Origin of the sequence: Chitinophaga sp. OAE865, assembly GCF_040546735.1 — a bacterium.
Lineage (GTDB): Bacteria > Bacteroidota > Bacteroidia > Chitinophagales > Chitinophagaceae > Chitinophaga > Chitinophaga polysaccharea_A.
Window position 1 is genome coordinate 3112596 of record NZ_JBEPOF010000001.1, and the last position, 15814, is coordinate 3128409.

Annotated in this window: 11 protein-coding genes; 3 read left to right on the forward strand and 8 right to left on the reverse strand. The window is 48.4% G+C overall.

Translation table 11 applies throughout. The features are described 5' to 3' along the window. Positions 1 to 79 precede the first annotated feature (79 nt). Complete coding sequence (locus ABIE50_RS12700; protein WP_209861062.1) at positions 80 to 874, forward strand: SDR family oxidoreductase; 795 nt, start codon at positions 80 to 82, stop codon at positions 872 to 874. Positions 875 to 1029: 155 nt separating this feature from the next. Here ABIE50_RS12700 and ABIE50_RS12705 read toward each other — a convergent pair whose 3' ends face one another. From ABIE50_RS12705 to ABIE50_RS12730, 6 genes are all read right to left on the reverse strand, one after another. After that, positions 1030 to 2445 carry an alpha-L-fucosidase gene (locus ABIE50_RS12705; protein ID WP_209861060.1) on the reverse strand — a complete coding sequence of 472 codons (1416 nt, stop codon included), beginning with the start codon at positions 2443 to 2445 and terminating at the stop codon, positions 1030 to 1032. A gap of 10 nt (positions 2446 to 2455) precedes the next feature. Then, positions 2456 to 4504: a glycoside hydrolase family 2 protein gene (locus ABIE50_RS12710; RefSeq protein ID WP_209861058.1), complete on the reverse strand. Its 2049-nt coding sequence runs from the start codon at positions 4502 to 4504 to the stop codon at positions 2456 to 2458. Positions 4505 to 4512: 8 nt separating this feature from the next. Continuing rightward, positions 4513 to 6096, reverse strand: coding sequence for a RagB/SusD family nutrient uptake outer membrane protein (locus ABIE50_RS12715; RefSeq protein ID WP_142682863.1), 1584 nt, complete (start codon positions 6094 to 6096; stop codon positions 4513 to 4515). Between the two features lie 16 nt (positions 6097 to 6112). Next, positions 6113 to 9355, reverse strand: a complete 3243-nt coding sequence (locus ABIE50_RS12720) for a TonB-dependent receptor (protein ID WP_209861056.1) — start codon at positions 9353 to 9355, stop codon at positions 6113 to 6115. A gap of 294 nt (positions 9356 to 9649) precedes the next feature. Next, on the reverse strand, positions 9650 to 10810 hold the full coding sequence (locus tag ABIE50_RS12725) for a FecR family protein (protein ID WP_209861054.1): 1161 nt from the start codon (positions 10808 to 10810) through the stop codon (positions 9650 to 9652). Positions 10811 to 10876: 66 nt separating this feature from the next. Beyond that, positions 10877 to 11467, reverse strand: a complete 591-nt coding sequence (locus ABIE50_RS12730) for an RNA polymerase sigma factor (protein ID WP_209861052.1) — start codon at positions 11465 to 11467, stop codon at positions 10877 to 10879. A gap of 126 nt (positions 11468 to 11593) precedes the next feature. On the opposite strand from ABIE50_RS12730, the gene ABIE50_RS12735 reads away from it, so the two are divergent. Continuing rightward, entirely contained in the window at positions 11594 to 12826 is a 1233-nt protein-coding gene (locus ABIE50_RS12735; RefSeq protein WP_209861050.1) for a trans-sulfuration enzyme family protein, read from the forward strand. A gap of 25 nt (positions 12827 to 12851) precedes the next feature. Here ABIE50_RS12735 and ABIE50_RS12740 read toward each other — a convergent pair whose 3' ends face one another. Next, positions 12852 to 14177 (reverse strand): GntP family permease, encoded by a 1326-nt coding sequence (locus ABIE50_RS12740; RefSeq protein WP_209861048.1) that lies wholly within the window; start codon positions 14175 to 14177, stop codon positions 12852 to 12854. Between the two features lie 168 nt (positions 14178 to 14345). Here ABIE50_RS12740 and ABIE50_RS12745 point away from each other — a divergent pair, with 168 nt between their 5' ends. Then, a complete protein-coding gene (locus ABIE50_RS12745; protein WP_209861046.1) occupies positions 14346 to 14876 on the forward strand; it encodes an OmpA family protein in 531 nt (176 codons plus the stop codon). Between the two features lie 68 nt (positions 14877 to 14944). Here ABIE50_RS12745 and ABIE50_RS12750 read toward each other — a convergent pair whose 3' ends face one another. Next, positions 14945 to 15805, reverse strand: a complete 861-nt coding sequence (locus ABIE50_RS12750) for a helix-turn-helix domain-containing protein (protein ID WP_209861044.1) — start codon at positions 15803 to 15805, stop codon at positions 14945 to 14947. Positions 15806 to 15814: the final 9 nt, after the last annotated feature.

The window sequence follows — 15814 nt, forward strand, 5'->3', positions numbered from 1 at the left end:
AATTTAACCCTATGTGAATCGTTTTTCCGTTATTGCCCGCCATGGATAATTGAGAGAATTTTGCTGAAAACAATAACAGATGGAACAAGGATTAAGTTTTGACAACGAACTGTCAGGTAAAACAGCGTTGGTAACAGGCGGAACAAAAGGAGCAGGAAAAGCTATTGCAGTACGGCTGGCCAGGGCCGGGGCCAGGGTGATCATCACTGCCAGAACAAAACCGGCAGATACAGATCCCGCATTTCATTTTATAGGAGCGGATCTCAGTACGGCAGAAGGTATTGCTTCGGTAGCCAACGAAGTTGGGGAACAATACGGGGGAGCAGATATACTGGTGAATAACCTGGGTAGTTCTGAAACGCCCGGTGGTGGCTTTTCGGTATTGACAGATCATCACTGGGAAACCACTTTACAAACCAATCTGCTGGCGCCGGTGCGGCTGGACCGGGTTCTTTTGCCTTACATGCTGGCCAAAGGCGCCGGTGTTATTATTCATATCGCTTCCATACAGGGCAGCATGCCGCTCTACGATTCCACACTGCCCTATGCTGCAGCAAAGGCCGCGCTGATCAATTACAGCAAGGGCCTGTCCAACGAAGTGGCGCCAAAAGGAGTGAGGGTGCTTACCGTTTCTCCAGGCTTTATTCAAACCTCCGCTGCCGATAAAATGATCCGGGAAATGGCCGATCGTACAGGCAGCAGCTTTAACGATGCATTGCAGCAGCTTATGCAGTTCCTTGGGGGTATTCCTATGGGCCGCCCGGCAAAACCGGAAGAAGTAGCTGAGCTTGTAGGTTTCCTCGTATCGCCGCGTGCGGGGTATTTAAGTGGTACGGAGTATATTATTGATGGAGGTACTATCCCGACGATATAACATCATATATGCCATACTATGCCCTTCAAAAATCAGGGAGACACCAACAGCGCAGCTGTTGCTATCTCCCCAAAATCCATTTCTTAAAATTTCTCAAAAAACCCAAAAAAACAAATCAGTAGAATCATCATAATCCTGGGTCAGACAAAGCCCGCTCAGGTCCGCGCTTTCTCAAATCCCCCGCTTTCCATACCTGTACGGGTTTGCAGCAGGATGACGAACGGCGCTGTACGTGGTGCATTCCCTACTTGTATAAAGTATTCATTCTTTCCGATCAGTTCAGGCGTAAGCTCTGTGGAAGGTTGCGCCAGGGGAGAAACTTTCAGAAGCGCCGTGCGTGGCGGCAGTTTCACCCGCAGGTTGCCGGATACCGGTACATTGCATACCACCATGAAAACGCTGTCTGTACCGGATTTACGGATATAATATCCCCAGTCCTGTTTATCAAAACCTGCATAGCCGCCTTCATAGATGGCCGTGCCGTTTACTTTCATCCAGTTGCCTGTTTCCTGCATGCGTTGGGTTTCTTCGCTGCGGAAAGTGCCATCGGGTTTGGGACCAAAATTGATCACGAAATTGCCACCGAGAGAGGTGGACCTGGCCAGCATTTCTATCAGCTCGTTCGATGATTTGATGTGGCCTGTCCATTTTGCAGCGTATCCCCACTGGTTTTCGGGGATGGTCATTACACCTTCCCAGTCGTTGCCGTGTATGTCTGCATATTTCTCCGGCAGTTTACGTTCCCAGCCTTGTTCGTAGTCACCCATGAGGTGGTTGTTTGAATCAAAATGCCGGGCGCCTTTTTCATCGGCGCGCAGGCGGCTGCCGATGATAAGCCCAGGGTGGAGCTGTTGCAGGTATTGTTCAAGCTCATCAGAGAAGGTGCCATCGTTTTTCCAGGAGTCGTCCCAGGTGCCGTCGAACCAGAAGCCTTTTACGGCAGGGTATTGGGTCAATAATTCCCGCAGCTGGTTCTTCACAAATATTTTAAACCGTCCGTAAGCGAGGCTGTCGGCCGGAGTTTTAAGTGAGGTGCGCCAGTCGGGGTGATTCCAGTCGATGATAGAAAAGTACAGGTATACATCAATGCCTTTCCTATTATATGCCTCCACCATTGGGCCGATGATATCCTTTTTGTAAGGTGAGGCAGCAATGGTGTAACGGGTGTATTTACTGGGCCAGAGACAAAATCCATCATGGTGTTTGGTAGTGATGATCATATACTTTGCGCCCATATCTTTTGCATATTGCGCCCACTGTTCCGGGTGATAGTTCACCGGGTTAAACTGTTTGTACAGGTTATCGTAATCGGCGTGGGGCATTTCCTTCCATGAGCGGATCCATTCTGCAGCGCCGTTGTATGTTTTCCCATTCCATTCTCCGCCGGGAATGGCATATAATCCCCAGTGAATGAACTGGCCAAGGCGGAGGGAACGCCACCGGGCCATAGCGGCATCGGACCTGTTGCCGCTGCGGTGTGCGCCGTGCTGCAGAGCAATGGTGTCTTTCTCCTGGGCGCTGCTATATAATTGGGCGATCAGCAGTGCGGTGGCTATACAGTATCTTTTCATTGTTTCGTTTTTAATGGTTCCAGGTAATGGTGTCAGTATATACTTTGCCGTTAGATGTACCTGAAGCGGTCAGGATATTTATGCCTGGCTTCAGTTGAAGATCATCAAAAATAAAGTCTTTGTTGTTGGCGCCTTTACGTCCGGAAATAGGGGCGCTGTTGTTCAATGTAAGCGTCACTTTTTCCAGGTTGCTGAACACTTCTGCGTGTACCCGTTGGGGTTGGCGTGTTTTATTCCGCCGGTCAGCAATATAGATCATGGGCTCTGGGTTCCAGTTAGCCTTGTACCAGTAGAAGGCGTCTTTTTTTTGTTTACGGTCGTAGGTAATGAGCCCTTTCAGGTTACGTGCATTCACACCGCCACGGTTCCACATGGGTACTGCAAATTCAAACATATTCCAGAGATAGGATGCTGCAATGTATGGGTGCTTTTCTATCACAGCCCATTGTTGTACATGTGTGGCAGTTTGATAGGTTTCCGGAAAAAACTGGCCGTTCACGGGGTCAAAGTTGGTACTGATGCTATCGGTATGCTGATTGATGTTGCCATCTGCGCCATATTCTGTGAGCATCAGTTTATAATCGGGGTAATTTTTCTCCAGGCCGGATACCCACTTTTCAATATCGCCGATGCTGCCTTCATACCAGCCAAAGTATCGGTTCATACCTTGTATATCGGTGGCAAGGTTGGCGGGGCGGTTCATTTCGCCGTAACCACTTACAGCAACCGTATACCTGCGTGGATCTTCAGTTTTGGCCAGATCGTTCAACTGCCGCGTGAGCACTGCTACATGTTCGTCCGGTGTTTTGGAATATACTTCATTGTGCATGCCCCATACATAAATGGAAGGGTGGTTGAAGTTCTGACGGATCAGTTCGGTGAGTTGCTGCCGCGCATTTTCGCTTTCCTTACCGGAGAAGTTATTCACAAAGGGAATCTCCGCCCATACAACGAAACCTATACTGTCGCACAGCGAATACAGATACCCCGATTGCTGGTAGTGCGCGAACCTGATGGTAGTGGCGCCTATTTCGCGGATCAGGTCCAGATCGGCCTTATGCTGCGCATTGGTAAGCGCGTTGCCGCAGTCCTGCCATTCCTGGTGACGGGTAACGCCGTGCATTGCATATGGTTGCCCGTTAAGGAAAAAGCCTTTACCTGCCACTATTTCAAAACGCCGTAATCCCAGCGGCTGTGTTACCGCATCGATAATGTGCCCATTGCTGATCAGGGAAGTAGTAAGGGAATAGAGATACGGATCTTTCAAGCCGTTCCACAGGTGCGGGCTGGTTACCGGTAATTCCTGGTGGATGATATTGATACCCTGGGGGCTCAGATTCACTTCTTTAACGGTAATGGATATACGTTTTCCCTGCCTGTCGCGGATCACCGTTTGTACCTGTACGTTAGTATAGTGTGCCTGTTTATTTTCAATTTTTGTAGTAACGCCCACCATTGCTTTCTCATTGCTCACATGATCCTGTGTAATGTAGATACCGGGAGAAGCATAATCGGTGGCGGTAATGTTAATATCGTTGGTGATCAGAAGATTTACCGGCCGGTAAATTCCCCCGAAAATACCAAACAGGAAATTGTTGATGGGTAATACATCCTCCCGCGCCTTGTTATTGGCTTTCACCACAATAGTATTTTCTTCACCGTACTTTACGGAATGTGTTATTTCAAAACAGAAGGCGGCATATGAGCCTTTGTGTTCGCCAATGAAGCGGTTGTTCACATATAGCTGTGCTATGGAACCTACGCCATCGAAGCGGAGGAACAATCTTTTTCCATTCAGGTTAGCGGCTATGTGAAAGGTTTTTTGATAGCAGGCTTCTCCTGCATAGAAGTTCTTCCCTTCCTGCATGTCTTTGTTGTTCCAGGTATGTGGAATAGTAACATTTGTCCATGCAGTGTCTGCCTGGTGGACATCCGCTACCAGTGGTCCCTTCCTGAAGGTCCATCCGTCATTGAATGGAATTATCTGTCGTCCTTCCTGTGCGTACCCCTGTAGAAACAGGAGTACGTTCAGGAAAGCTATGATATAAAATTTATTCATCTGCCGGATTATTTCGTGTAGCCTGTATTCTGTGTCAGCACTGCATCCTTATTCACATCAATTTCAGATTGAGGGATGGGCAGGTGAATATTAAAATCGCTGATGGTAGGCGCTACTTTTGGATTATATTTCCTTACGCGGGCCACCAGTGTTTTGGTTCTTACCAGCGTGAGCCTGCGAAGTTCTTCCGCGGTGAGCTCCCGGGCCCTTTCATCGAGAAGATAGTCAAGGGTTACATCGCCTGCCAGCACTTCTTTGGCATGGGCGCGGCGGCGGATCACATTAATGCTGGCGGCGGCATCGCCGGTGCGGCCCTGTTGGAGCTGCGCTTCGGCAAGCAGGAGATAAGTTTCACCGAGGCGCATCTGGATACGGTCTTTGTACGACTGTGCACCTTGCAGGTCCTGCGGCTGGAACTCATACCATTTGGTGGTATGTGCATAAATATTCTGTATGGTATCAAACCCGGTAACAATTACCGGCTGGCCGTATTTAGGAGAAGCCGGATCGTTGTAGTAGTAGTTGCGGCGGATATTGTACGGGGAATTGCGCATATCATCTTTGTCGTACAGCTCATAGGTCCACCAGTTGGTGGGCCTGATCCTGCCTATACCGCGGCCGCCTAATGAATCGCATATCTTCATGCCGGCCACATTTACATAGAAAGGGCCCCATTCACGCCTGCGCTGATCAAAATCCGATCCGCCACCGGTTACATTGTAGTTCTGTTCAATCACCCAGATGGCTTCCGTGTTGCCCTGGCTGCGGCGCATGTTGCCATAGGTGAACATATCTGCAAATGGATCGCCGGGTTGGGTGGCCTTTGCACCATAGCGGGCGGTGATCAGGGAAAAGAATTTACTGTCGATGATCCTTTTGGCAGCGGCTTCAGCTTCGGCAGGCCTGTTGGCGCGCAGTAATGCTTCTGCCAGCAGCTGCGATGCTGCAAATTTGTTGATCCTTCCCTGTTTGATCACTTTGGAAGGATCGGGCAGGTTCGCTTCTGCAAAGGTAAGGTCGGCGATTATCTGGCTCACCACATCGGCTTCTTTCGCACGTGTGTAATCGGTGCGTGGTACGCTCACCGGGGCAATGATCAGTGGTACATCTCCAAAAAGTATAGAGAGATGATTGTAAGCATAAGCGCGGAAAAAACAGGCTTCTGCTTTGTATAACTTCCTTTGCTCATCAGTGAGCTGTACCTTCGGATTATCTGTTGCTGCGATGATCGTATTGGCGCTGTTGATCAGCTTGTACCCCCAGTTCCAGATGGTGCTTAAAGAACCGGTCTGGGAATTGAGGTTCTGGTAATTTTCATACGGCGCCTGCACAGTGTTAGGCTGACCGGTAATGGCCATGTCGGTGCCTACATAAAAGGTGGCCAGCAGTCCCTGCGTGTTGCCGTAATCGTTGCGCATGATGCTGAGCATGCCGGTACTGGCGGCTTCAAAGCCCAGCTGGTCTACCAGTGTGTTATCCGGTGCATAGCTGGATTTCAGTTCTTCATCCAGGAAGCTTTTACTACAGGATGATGCCGCCATGAGCGACATACCTGCCAGCACAAATCTGTATATATATTTTGCGTGTTTCATTGTTATCTCTTTTAAATTATAAACTGATATTTACGCCCATGATCACGGTGGTATTCAGCGGATAGAAGTCGGAGCTTTGCTGCCCTGCGCCCTGCCCGTTGTTCAGGCGTGTGGTACTGGAGGTAATGGACGAAGGAGATGTTTCGGGGTCATATCCCTGCCATTTGGTAAACGTGGCCAGGTTCCTTCCGCTCAGGTATACAGTGAGATTGGAGATCTTGTACCGTTGTAAAGCAGTTTTATCGAAGTTATAGCTGAGCGTTATATCTTTTATACGGATAAAAGAAGCATCCTGCGCATATTTATAACCTTTAGGATTTGTATAGAACAGCGCCGGATTGGTGTTGATCTTATTTTCGGAGGTCCAGTAGGGGATTTCTGCGGGTAAGTTGATGATGCCTGCCTGGTCGCGGTTATCCAGGATATTATTAGGACGGAGAGAACCGTGAACATCCTGTATAAAAATATTCAGGACAAAATTTTTATAGGTAAAAGTGTTGGTCAGGCCCGCAATATATTTCGGTAATTGTGTACCGAGATAGGAGCGGTCTGCTGCATCTATCTTACCACTCTTATCGATGTCCGCAAATTTAATATACCCGGGTTTGGCGCCTGGGTCTATTTTGGCATCTTCACCTTCCTGCCAGATACCGGTCATGGTATAATCGTAAATGCCCAGCATGGGTTTTCCTATGAACAGGTTGTTACCGATATCGTCTTTGTTGTCGCCATAGAGCGCTACTACTTTATTTTTATTAAAGGAGATGTTGAAACCGGTATTCCATGTGAAGTTACCTGATTGGATATTGCGGCTGTTCAACATTAGTTCCAGGCCTTTATTGGCGGTTTCGCCGATGTTGTCATAAACGGAGGTATACCCGTTGATGGAAGGGATTTTCCTGCTTAACAGCAGGTCTGATGTGCGGGTGCTATATCCTTCTATGCTGCCACTGAGGCGGCTGTTCCAGAGGGCGAAATCGATACCTATGTTTAAGCCCGCGGTGGTTTCCCATTTCAGGCGGCTGTTGCCAAGTGTGTCTGGGATCACACCGATGGAGGTAACGCCGTCGTAAATATAGTTAACGGTGCTGAGCCTGGAGAGGGTACGGTAAGCGCCCACGGCCTGGTTGCCCGATTTGCCATAGGAGGCGCGCAGCTTCAGCTGGTTGATCACAGGAATACCCGACATGAACTTCTCATTATGGATATTCCATCCGGCGGCAACAGACGGGAATACCGCGTATTTATTATCTGCTCCAAACCCTGAGTAGCCATCGCGGCGTACGGTGGCGGTGAGCAGGTAGCGGCTGTCGTAGTTGTAATTAATACGGAACATCTGCGACAACAATGTGGTGGCGCCGTAGCTGGTAGTGGTTTTCTGCACCTGCGCGGCTTTCATGTTATTGAAGTCCAGGTTGTCGTTGATAAAAGTATTGGCTTCCAGTTCGGAAAAGAATTGTTCTTCCTTTTGCGCGCTGTAAAGACCGGTAAAGTCCAGCGTGTGCTTGTTCCGGGTAAGGGAATAAGTAAGCAGGTTTTCCACGATCCACTGTTTGTTTTCCGAATTGGTAACGTCGGCGCTTCCTTTAAGATCGCCCATTTTGCGGCCGGAGTAGTCGCCTGTACGTGATGGACGGAATGCGTAGGAAGCGTTCATCCTGTATTTAAGCCCTTTTACGAAACCGGGGGCTATTTCCGCATAGCCGGCTGCAGTGATGTTTTTGCTGCGGTTAAGCCCCGGGTTGTACAGGTTGATCAGCGGGCTCATGTACAAGGTTTGGGGAGCGATGGGATATACTTCATAATCGCCGGCTGCATTGTATAGGGAGCCATAAGGGCTGAGGGCATTGGCATCGAACAGCGTTACTTTACCACCGTCCTGGTTGTTGTTTACGAGGAACAGGTTAACGCCTGTTTTCAGCCAGGAGGTTACGTTTGCATCCAGGTTGGCCCTGATGCTGGAACGGTTGTACTGAAAGCCCTTCAGGTTACCCTGTTCTTTAAGGTATGTTCCGGAGATATAGTATTTCACATGATCCGTCCCCCCGGAAATGCTCAGTTCATGGCTATGTATATAACCCTGTTGGGCGATCTCTTTGAGCCAGTCGGTTTCCGGCATCCCGTTGGCATAGTTCGTTTGTTCCGTAAGGTATGGAAGATCCGGTGCATCGGGGCGTCCTGCCTGTATATTATACCAGTGATTTTTTGTACGGTATTGTTCCCCGTTCATTTGTTTTACGGTATTGCTCTGGTATTCCGGGCCGGCATAGCCGTTGTAGGAAATCAGGGGTTTGCCTGTTTTACCTTTCCGGGTAGTGATCATGATCACGCCATTAGCGCCCCTGGCGCCATAGATAGCTGATGCCGATACGTCTTTCAGGATATCGACAGACTCGATGTCGTTTGGATTAATATCATTGTAGCTGCCGCTGAAAGGGATTCCGTCCAGTACAATGAGCGGGGCATTGCTGGCGTTGATGGATTTCAGGCCGCGGAGGTAGAAGGCCGGGGAGCTGCCCGGCTTGCTGCTGTTGCTTACAATATTAACACCTGCCGTGGTTCCCTGAATCGATTGCAAAACATTGGTTACGGGCAGATTTTTCAGCCGTTCTTTGGGCACGGAAGCAACCGAGCCGGTAACGTCGCTTCGCTTCTGGGTGCCATAGCCTACTACCACTACTTCGGTTTGCTGTTCCACGGAAGCTTTCAGTACTATATTGAAGGTGCCGCTGCCGGTTATGCTGATTTCCTGCGGGGTCATGCCCAGGTAGGAGAACTGCAACACTACAGCGCCTTCTTTGGTAATATGAAGTGAGTAGCTCCCATCGGAGGCGGTGCTTACGCCCTGGGCGCTTCCTTTTACCCTTACGGAAACACCGGGTAAAGGATTGCCAGCTTCGTCGGTTACTTTGCCCTTTACATCTGTATCCGGGGCGGAAAGGCTGTTGTTTTCCTTAACGGTTGCCGGTTTTGGTGAGATGAAGATGGATTTATTTTCTATGACATATTTCAGCGGCTGGTCTTTCAGCATAAGGTCCAGGAATTCCCGGACAGAAACGTTTTCTACTTTCATGGTTACCGGATTTGCTTTCTCCAGCACATCTTTGCTGGCTACTACATTGTAACCGGATTGTATACGGATAACGGAGAATATTTTTTCCACGCGCACATTTTTCCCCGACCAGGTGATCAGTTGTGCATACCCGGTGGCAGTCACATTTAGAAAAGCGGTGGTAAGCAATAAAAACGTCAGTTTCATAACTAACAGCATTTTGGTTGGGAACCAGTTCCTGGTATGCGCTTTCGCGGATTTCTGCGCATAGGGGAACCAGTTACAAAGAGCATTTTTTTGCATAGCTTTGTAGTGATTTGGCTTGTAAAATGATAGATGTACGGAATTACTCAACTGTTTTGCATAGCTGTAATCGTTTACCGGGGGCGGGTCCAATCACCTCCGGTTTTTTATTGCCAGCTAACTTCATTGGCTGATTGCTGGTATTCTGGTTCACTGTTTTTCTATAACTTTTTTCTATATTGATAATTAATTTGCTGTTTATTTTTCTATAATTAAAGTCTTGTTTTCCAGGCGGAAGTGTATGCCGGATTCCCGGAGAAAGTTCAGCACGCTTGAAAGATTTACATCGCTGCCTGTTTCTCCTACGAATGTGATATCAGGCGGAGTAGTTTCATATACTACTTCTATATCGTACCAGCGCGCAATCATGTTGATAACAGCGGTCAGATTTTTATCCTGGAAACTCAGGATATCATTTTTCCACGCGATGATAGACAGCGTATCTACCTGGCTGTTGAGTGTGATGACGCCGGATTTTTTATTGATATCCAGTTGTTGCCCGGGTTTCAGCAAATTGCTTTGCCGGTTTATATTTACTTTCACTGCACCACCCAGCAGGGTAGTACTGATATTGTTTTCATCGGGGTATGCATGGATATTGAAATGAGTGCCCAGCACCTGTACGCTGGCGCCTTTACTGAGTTGTACAATGAATGGCTGGTTCTTGTTGGGAGCTACTTCAAAGTAGGCTTCACCTGTTAAAGTTACAGTGCGGTTGTTACCGGTAAAGGCAGTAGGGTAGCTGATAACACTGGCTGCATTGAGCCAAACGCCTGTGCCGTCAGGGAGGCGCAGCCTGAATTTCCGGCCACGTGGCGTGGTCATAGTGTTCTGGCTTACCGTACCGGAGCCAGCTGCGTCGTAGCTAAGCTGGCCGTTGTTGAGCGTTACGCGTGTGCCCTGCTGGTTGGTTACAATGCCATTGCCCAGGCTGTCCAGCACTACTTCGCTGCCATCGGCCAGGGTAAGCACCGCACCGCTCCTGCCTGGCTTCACATCGTTTGCAGAAACGATGGTAACAGGCATTTTACGGGATTGCCCCTTCCAGGCAAAATACCCTGCGGTGCCTATGAATAATGTAATGGCTGCTGCGGCAGCATACCGGATTACCATGCGGCGCATACTTTTTACCGGGATATGCTCCTGTTGCAGGATACTATTCACCTGCTTTTCATATACTGTGGGATCATAGGCCGGATCGGCCGTAGCGGATGCATGCAGCTCACTGATCATAGCTGTCCACTCTGCCTCATCGGAGCCGGTACGCAGGGCTGCAAACAACTCTTCGGCTTCCGCCGCGGTGGCAGACCCGTTGTAGTAGCGCTCTAATAAAAACCTGTAGTATTCTTTTGCTTCCACTGTGCACCCTTCTTTTGCTGATAGACGCAGAAATTTATCTGCCGTACTATGTCTCTTAAAAAAAAATTAAAAAAACTTCGACAGGAGTATGATCAAGAGGATAGGAAGTCGTGTACCGGTACGTTTTTCCAGGTATTCCCGGATAAATCTGCGGGCGGTTACCAGCTGGTTCTTTACCGTATTTTCGGAGATATCCAGGGCATCGGCTATTTCCTTGCGTGATTTGCCTTCCTGGGTATTCAAAATAAACACTTCCCTGCGGGAAGCAGGTAGTTGTTCGATGGCATGTTTGATCAATGCCTGTAACTCTTTTGCATAAATGCCTTCCGGCACATCGGCATCACCCGGCATATCGTCGGCAATGTCGTCCTGCCGGTGTTTTTCCCTGGCTTGTTTCCTGAGTGCGGACAGGGAGTAGTTGGCTGCCAGGGTATACATCCATCCCCCCGGATTTTCAATGCTTTCCAGGGTATGGCGCATCATCCATACTTTCAGGAATACCTCCTGTAATACTTCTTCCGCAGCCGTCCCTGATTTCAGCAGCTTCTTTACAGATCCCGCCAGTACTGCATTGTAACGGTGGTATAATAAACGGAAAGCTGCTTCATCTCCACTGGCAATTCTGGAAAAAAGTATCCTGTCCTCAGATAAATTCACAGCGTGATCCGGATTTTGTGGCAAAAAATGATAGCTATTGCCAATATTATACTATTTAAGGATTTCCTGCAAGGGCTTTCTTGTTTGTGCCTGTTTTTTGTTCCGGGGAAACTATAAATTTACAGCATGAGCAATCACCCCGTTTTTACAGAAATGGCTTCGGCAGCTATTCATGCAGCCCAGTCTAATATGGCCGAAAATGCCCACCTGGTGCCGGTTTTCGCTACCTCCACCTTTACATTCGACAATGCACAGCAGGGCATGGACCGCTTTAAAGGTACGGCTCCCGGCTATATTTATTCCCGCTTTGGTAATCCAACCGTATCGGTGGCTGAGGAGCTGATCGCTTCTCTCGAAGCCTTCGGCATCACCGCTGCCAACGGCCAGCCTTTACAGCTGAAGGCAATACTGCATGCCAGCGGGCAGGCGGCTATGACCAGCATGTTCCTTTCCAACGTAGCAGCTGGGGATACCATTGTAACGCATTATTCGCTTTACGGTGGTACCCACGAATTTCTGTTCGACTTCCTGCCGCAATTCGGTGTAAAGGCGTTGATAGCTGATCTTCACGATACAATTGCCGTCGCATTCCTGCTTCAGCAGGACCCTTCCATAAAAATGATCCATATAGAATCGCCTGCCAACCCATCCATGCGCTGTGTGGATATCGCTGCTATCTGTGAAATAGCCGGAAGGCATGGTGTGAAAGTAAGTGTGGATAATACCTTTGCTACACCGTATCTGCAGCAACCATTCCGTTACGGCGCTGATTTTGTTTTTCATTCCACTACAAAATTCCTGAATGGTCATGGTACCGCTATCGGTGGTGTGCTCATCGGAAAAGATATTGCCTTTATGCAAACAAAGGTGAACAGGACTGCGAAGTTGCTGGGAGGCTGCGCCAACCCATTTGATACTTTCCTGCTGATCCAGGGCGTTAAAACGCTGGAGCTGCGCATGAAGCAGCATTGCAGCAACGCGCAAACGGTAGCTGAATTCCTGCATGCACATCCGGCAGTGGCAAAAGTGAATTATAACGGGCTGCCTTCTCACCCCGACTATACACTGTCTGCCAAACAAATGCGTTATCCCGGCGCGGTAATGAGTTTTGAACTGAAAGAAGGCTTTGATGCGGCTGTGCATTTCATTGACCGGTTGCAGATGTGCCTGCGTGCCGTATCACTTGGTACGCTGGATACGCTGGTATCTCATCCTGCTTCCATGACGCATTCCGGCATGAAAAAGGAAGACCGGGAGAAAGCGGGGATCTCTGATGGATTGATCAGGATGAGCGTGGGATTGGAGAGCGTGGTGGATATAGTAGCGGACCTGAAACAGGCGCTGGAAGGAGGGAGATAAAAAAATAATTGCGGTGTAGCCATGGCTACACCGCCAGCACCATCGACAATAAATACACCAACCCTACGGATACCAGTCCCATTACCACTGTACCTGTACTGTATACCCGCAGCATATCTTTTATTTCCAGCCCCGAAAATTTAGAGATCACCCAGAAATAAGCATCGTTGGTATGCGAAATCATCATAGATCCTGCGCCCATAGCCAATACACAGAGGATCCGGCCATTGGCGGAGTCAAAGCCCATAACAGGCAGCAACGGTTGTAGAATGGCGGCGGCGGCAATCACTGCTACAGTAGATGAGCCCTGCGCAGTTTTCAGCAGTGCCGTAACCAGGAAGGGCAGCAGCAATCCCAACGCGGCAACAGAATGGTTCTGTGCAATGTGGCTGCCAATATCCGCTTTAGCCAGGATGGCGCCAAAAGCGCCGCCACCGCCAATGATCACCAGTATGCCCGCTGCTTTTTCAGCGCCTTCCTGCAATATGGCGCCCATATTGCTTTTCAGCTGGGTTAATGCCAGCAGGATACCCGTACCTATCGCCACTTCGGGGATGCCCAGGATAGAAATAGTCCTGAATACAGGATTGGGATGTGATATTTCCAGTCCGCCCAGGGAACGGATAGCAATCAGTATAACGGGTACGGCTATAGGTAATACCGACATAAGAACAGAAGGACCTTGCTGTATTTCGGCTGCCGCTTCCCCGGTGCCGCTAACGTTAACGGCTATCCGTCGCCCTGCAAACACCGACCAGCAATACCCTGCGGCTGATGCAGGAATGGCAATGAGCAAGCCGTACAGCATCACCCTGCCTGTTTCTGCCTGCAGCGTACCTGTGGCGGCGGTAATGCCGGGGTGCGGCGGCATCAGGCAATGCACGGCATACAGCCCTGTAGCCAGTGATGATGCCATCACGATCATGGAGATGCTGGAACGTTTGGCCAGCGCTTTGTTTAACCCGCTTAACACAATAAATCCCGAGTCGCAGAATATGGGCATGCCTACCAGGTAACCGATGATATTCATCGCCAGCGCAGAGCGGCCGGTACCGGTACGGCGCAGTACATAATTAGCCAGTACAGTGGTACTGCCGGTATGTTCCAGGATGAGCCCCAGCGTGGTGCCAAGGATGATGAGCAGTCCGAGTGAGCCTATAATATTACCCATACCGCTTTTAATACTGCCAAGGATATCTGTTACGGGCAACTGTAAAATAATGCCGGTAAGTATACTGGCCAGCAGCAATGCAAAAAAAGCATGTACCCTGAAACGCGCCGTGAGCAATACGATGAGGGCAATGCCGGCCAGCAGCCCGGATATGCTTTGTATCAAAGGGATCGTATTCATATCTCTCCAAGATAAAATTATAAACGCAATGGTGCTATCGCTTTTTAGTCAACCGGGCAGGAGCGTTATAACATTAACGCATATATGTTTTTATAAATATTACAGATTATTTATGCAACAGCTTGATAATGGCTATTTTACATACCTTTGCATCTTAATACAGCGGATATGAAAAAAATGTTATTGACCTCCCGTTATTGCCTGGTGGCAATAGTGACCATTGTTTTAATGGCTTCCTGCGCATCTTCCAGGAAAACCAGCAGCCAGCATGCTTATATGACAAAGCAGTATGAAGAGCTGAAGAACACCCTGAACGATGCGGAAGTAAGCATTATTAAAGACAGCCTGAAAGTTATCTTCCCCAACAACGTATTGTTTTCCTCTTCTTCCGACCAGGTGAACGAGAGTGTAAAGCCTACCTTCAGGCATTTTGCAGATGTGCTCAACAGGTATAATAAGACAAAGATCCTCATTACCGGTCATACCGATAACACAGGGGCAGCTGAGTACAATCGTGATTTATCCGAGCGCCGTGCAACAGGTGCAAAACAATTGCTGAATAGTTTTGAAGTGAGCAACGACCGTATGTTTACCTGGGGCCTTTCAGACCGTGATCCTATTGCCTCCAATAGTACGGAAGAGGGAAGGGCAAAGAACAGGAGAGTGGAGTTTGTGATCCTGTATGATGTGAAGAATTGATTTTTTGTAAAGATATATTGGCCGCTTCCGGGGTTACCGGGAGCGGCTTTTTTGTTTGTTTTTTCAACTTAAAGCTGGCTGTTTGAATCCTTGAACTTTTTACGGAATGTAAGCGCCGTCATCCCCGTTTCCTTGCAAAACAACCGGGAAAAATAAGAATAGTTCTCAAAGCCCAGATCATCAGCTATCTGCTTTACGTTCAGGTTGCTGAAGTATAACAGCCGTTTGGCCTCGATAATGACTTTGTATTTTATCCAGAATGAAACGGGAGAACCGGTTATCTTCTTTAAGGATTCATTAAGATATGATTCTGAAATATGAAGCATACGGGCATAATCGGAAGGGCCTTTGTATTTTCTTATATTTTCGTTTAATAGTTTTTTGAATTTAAGAGATATTTCCGCGTGTCTTGAACCTTTTGTATCGGTGTCTTCTGCGCCCCGGACGGTATCTGCAGCCATTTCAAGGAATGAGCGAAGCAACGAATACAGCACTGTTAAATTTACATTGCCGGAAGTCATTTTACGATAAATGATGTTAAGGAGCTGGTCATAATCATGCGTATCGCTCCGGGATAAAGTAACAGGCTTCTGGGAACCCAGCCAGTTTTCGAAAGCATTGCGACAGGCAGGGTCTATTAATGAAGGATCTGTAGCGATGAACCATCCTTTTGCTTTGCCTGTTTTAATCCGGTAGTGGATCTGTTCAGGCAGAATATAATATAACTGGTTCGCACGAACGATTTTTTCTTCAAAGTCCACTACCGTTGAGCCAGTGCCTTCCAGCAATATATAGAATATGTAATGATCATCCCGGTGCGCTCCAAGGTATTCAGACTGTTTATGATCTGATTCTTTCCCTGTGAAAGGTTTGAGTAAAAAAGCCCGGTGGGTTCTATCCTGTAATTTATGTACCGGAATACTGTTCATGCTTTAAGT

Excerpts from the sequence above, each read along its gene's own strand:
- ABIE50_RS12700 (WP_209861062.1), top strand. The coding sequence starts at position 80 with ATGGAACAAGGATTAAGTTTTGACAACGAACTGTCAGGTAAAACAGCG.
- ABIE50_RS12705 (WP_209861060.1), bottom strand. The coding sequence starts at position 2,445 with ATGAAAAGATACTGTATAGCCACCGCACTGCTGATCGCCCAATTATAT.
- ABIE50_RS12710 (WP_209861058.1), bottom strand. The coding sequence starts at position 4,504 with ATGAATAAATTTTATATCATAGCTTTCCTGAACGTACTCCTGTTTCTA.
- ABIE50_RS12715 (WP_142682863.1), bottom strand. The coding sequence starts at position 6,096 with ATGAAACACGCAAAATATATATACAGATTTGTGCTGGCAGGTATGTCG.
- ABIE50_RS12720 (WP_209861056.1), bottom strand. The coding sequence starts at position 9,355 with ATGAAACTGACGTTTTTATTGCTTACCACCGCTTTTCTAAATGTGACT.
- ABIE50_RS12735 (WP_209861050.1), top strand. The coding sequence starts at position 11,594 with ATGAGCAATCACCCCGTTTTTACAGAAATGGCTTCGGCAGCTATTCAT.
- ABIE50_RS12740 (WP_209861048.1), bottom strand. The coding sequence starts at position 14,177 with ATGAATACGATCCCTTTGATACAAAGCATATCCGGGCTGCTGGCCGGC.
- ABIE50_RS12745 (WP_209861046.1), top strand. The coding sequence starts at position 14,346 with ATGAAAAAAATGTTATTGACCTCCCGTTATTGCCTGGTGGCAATAGTG.
- ABIE50_RS12750 (WP_209861044.1), bottom strand. The coding sequence starts at position 15,805 with ATGAACAGTATTCCGGTACATAAATTACAGGATAGAACCCACCGGGCT.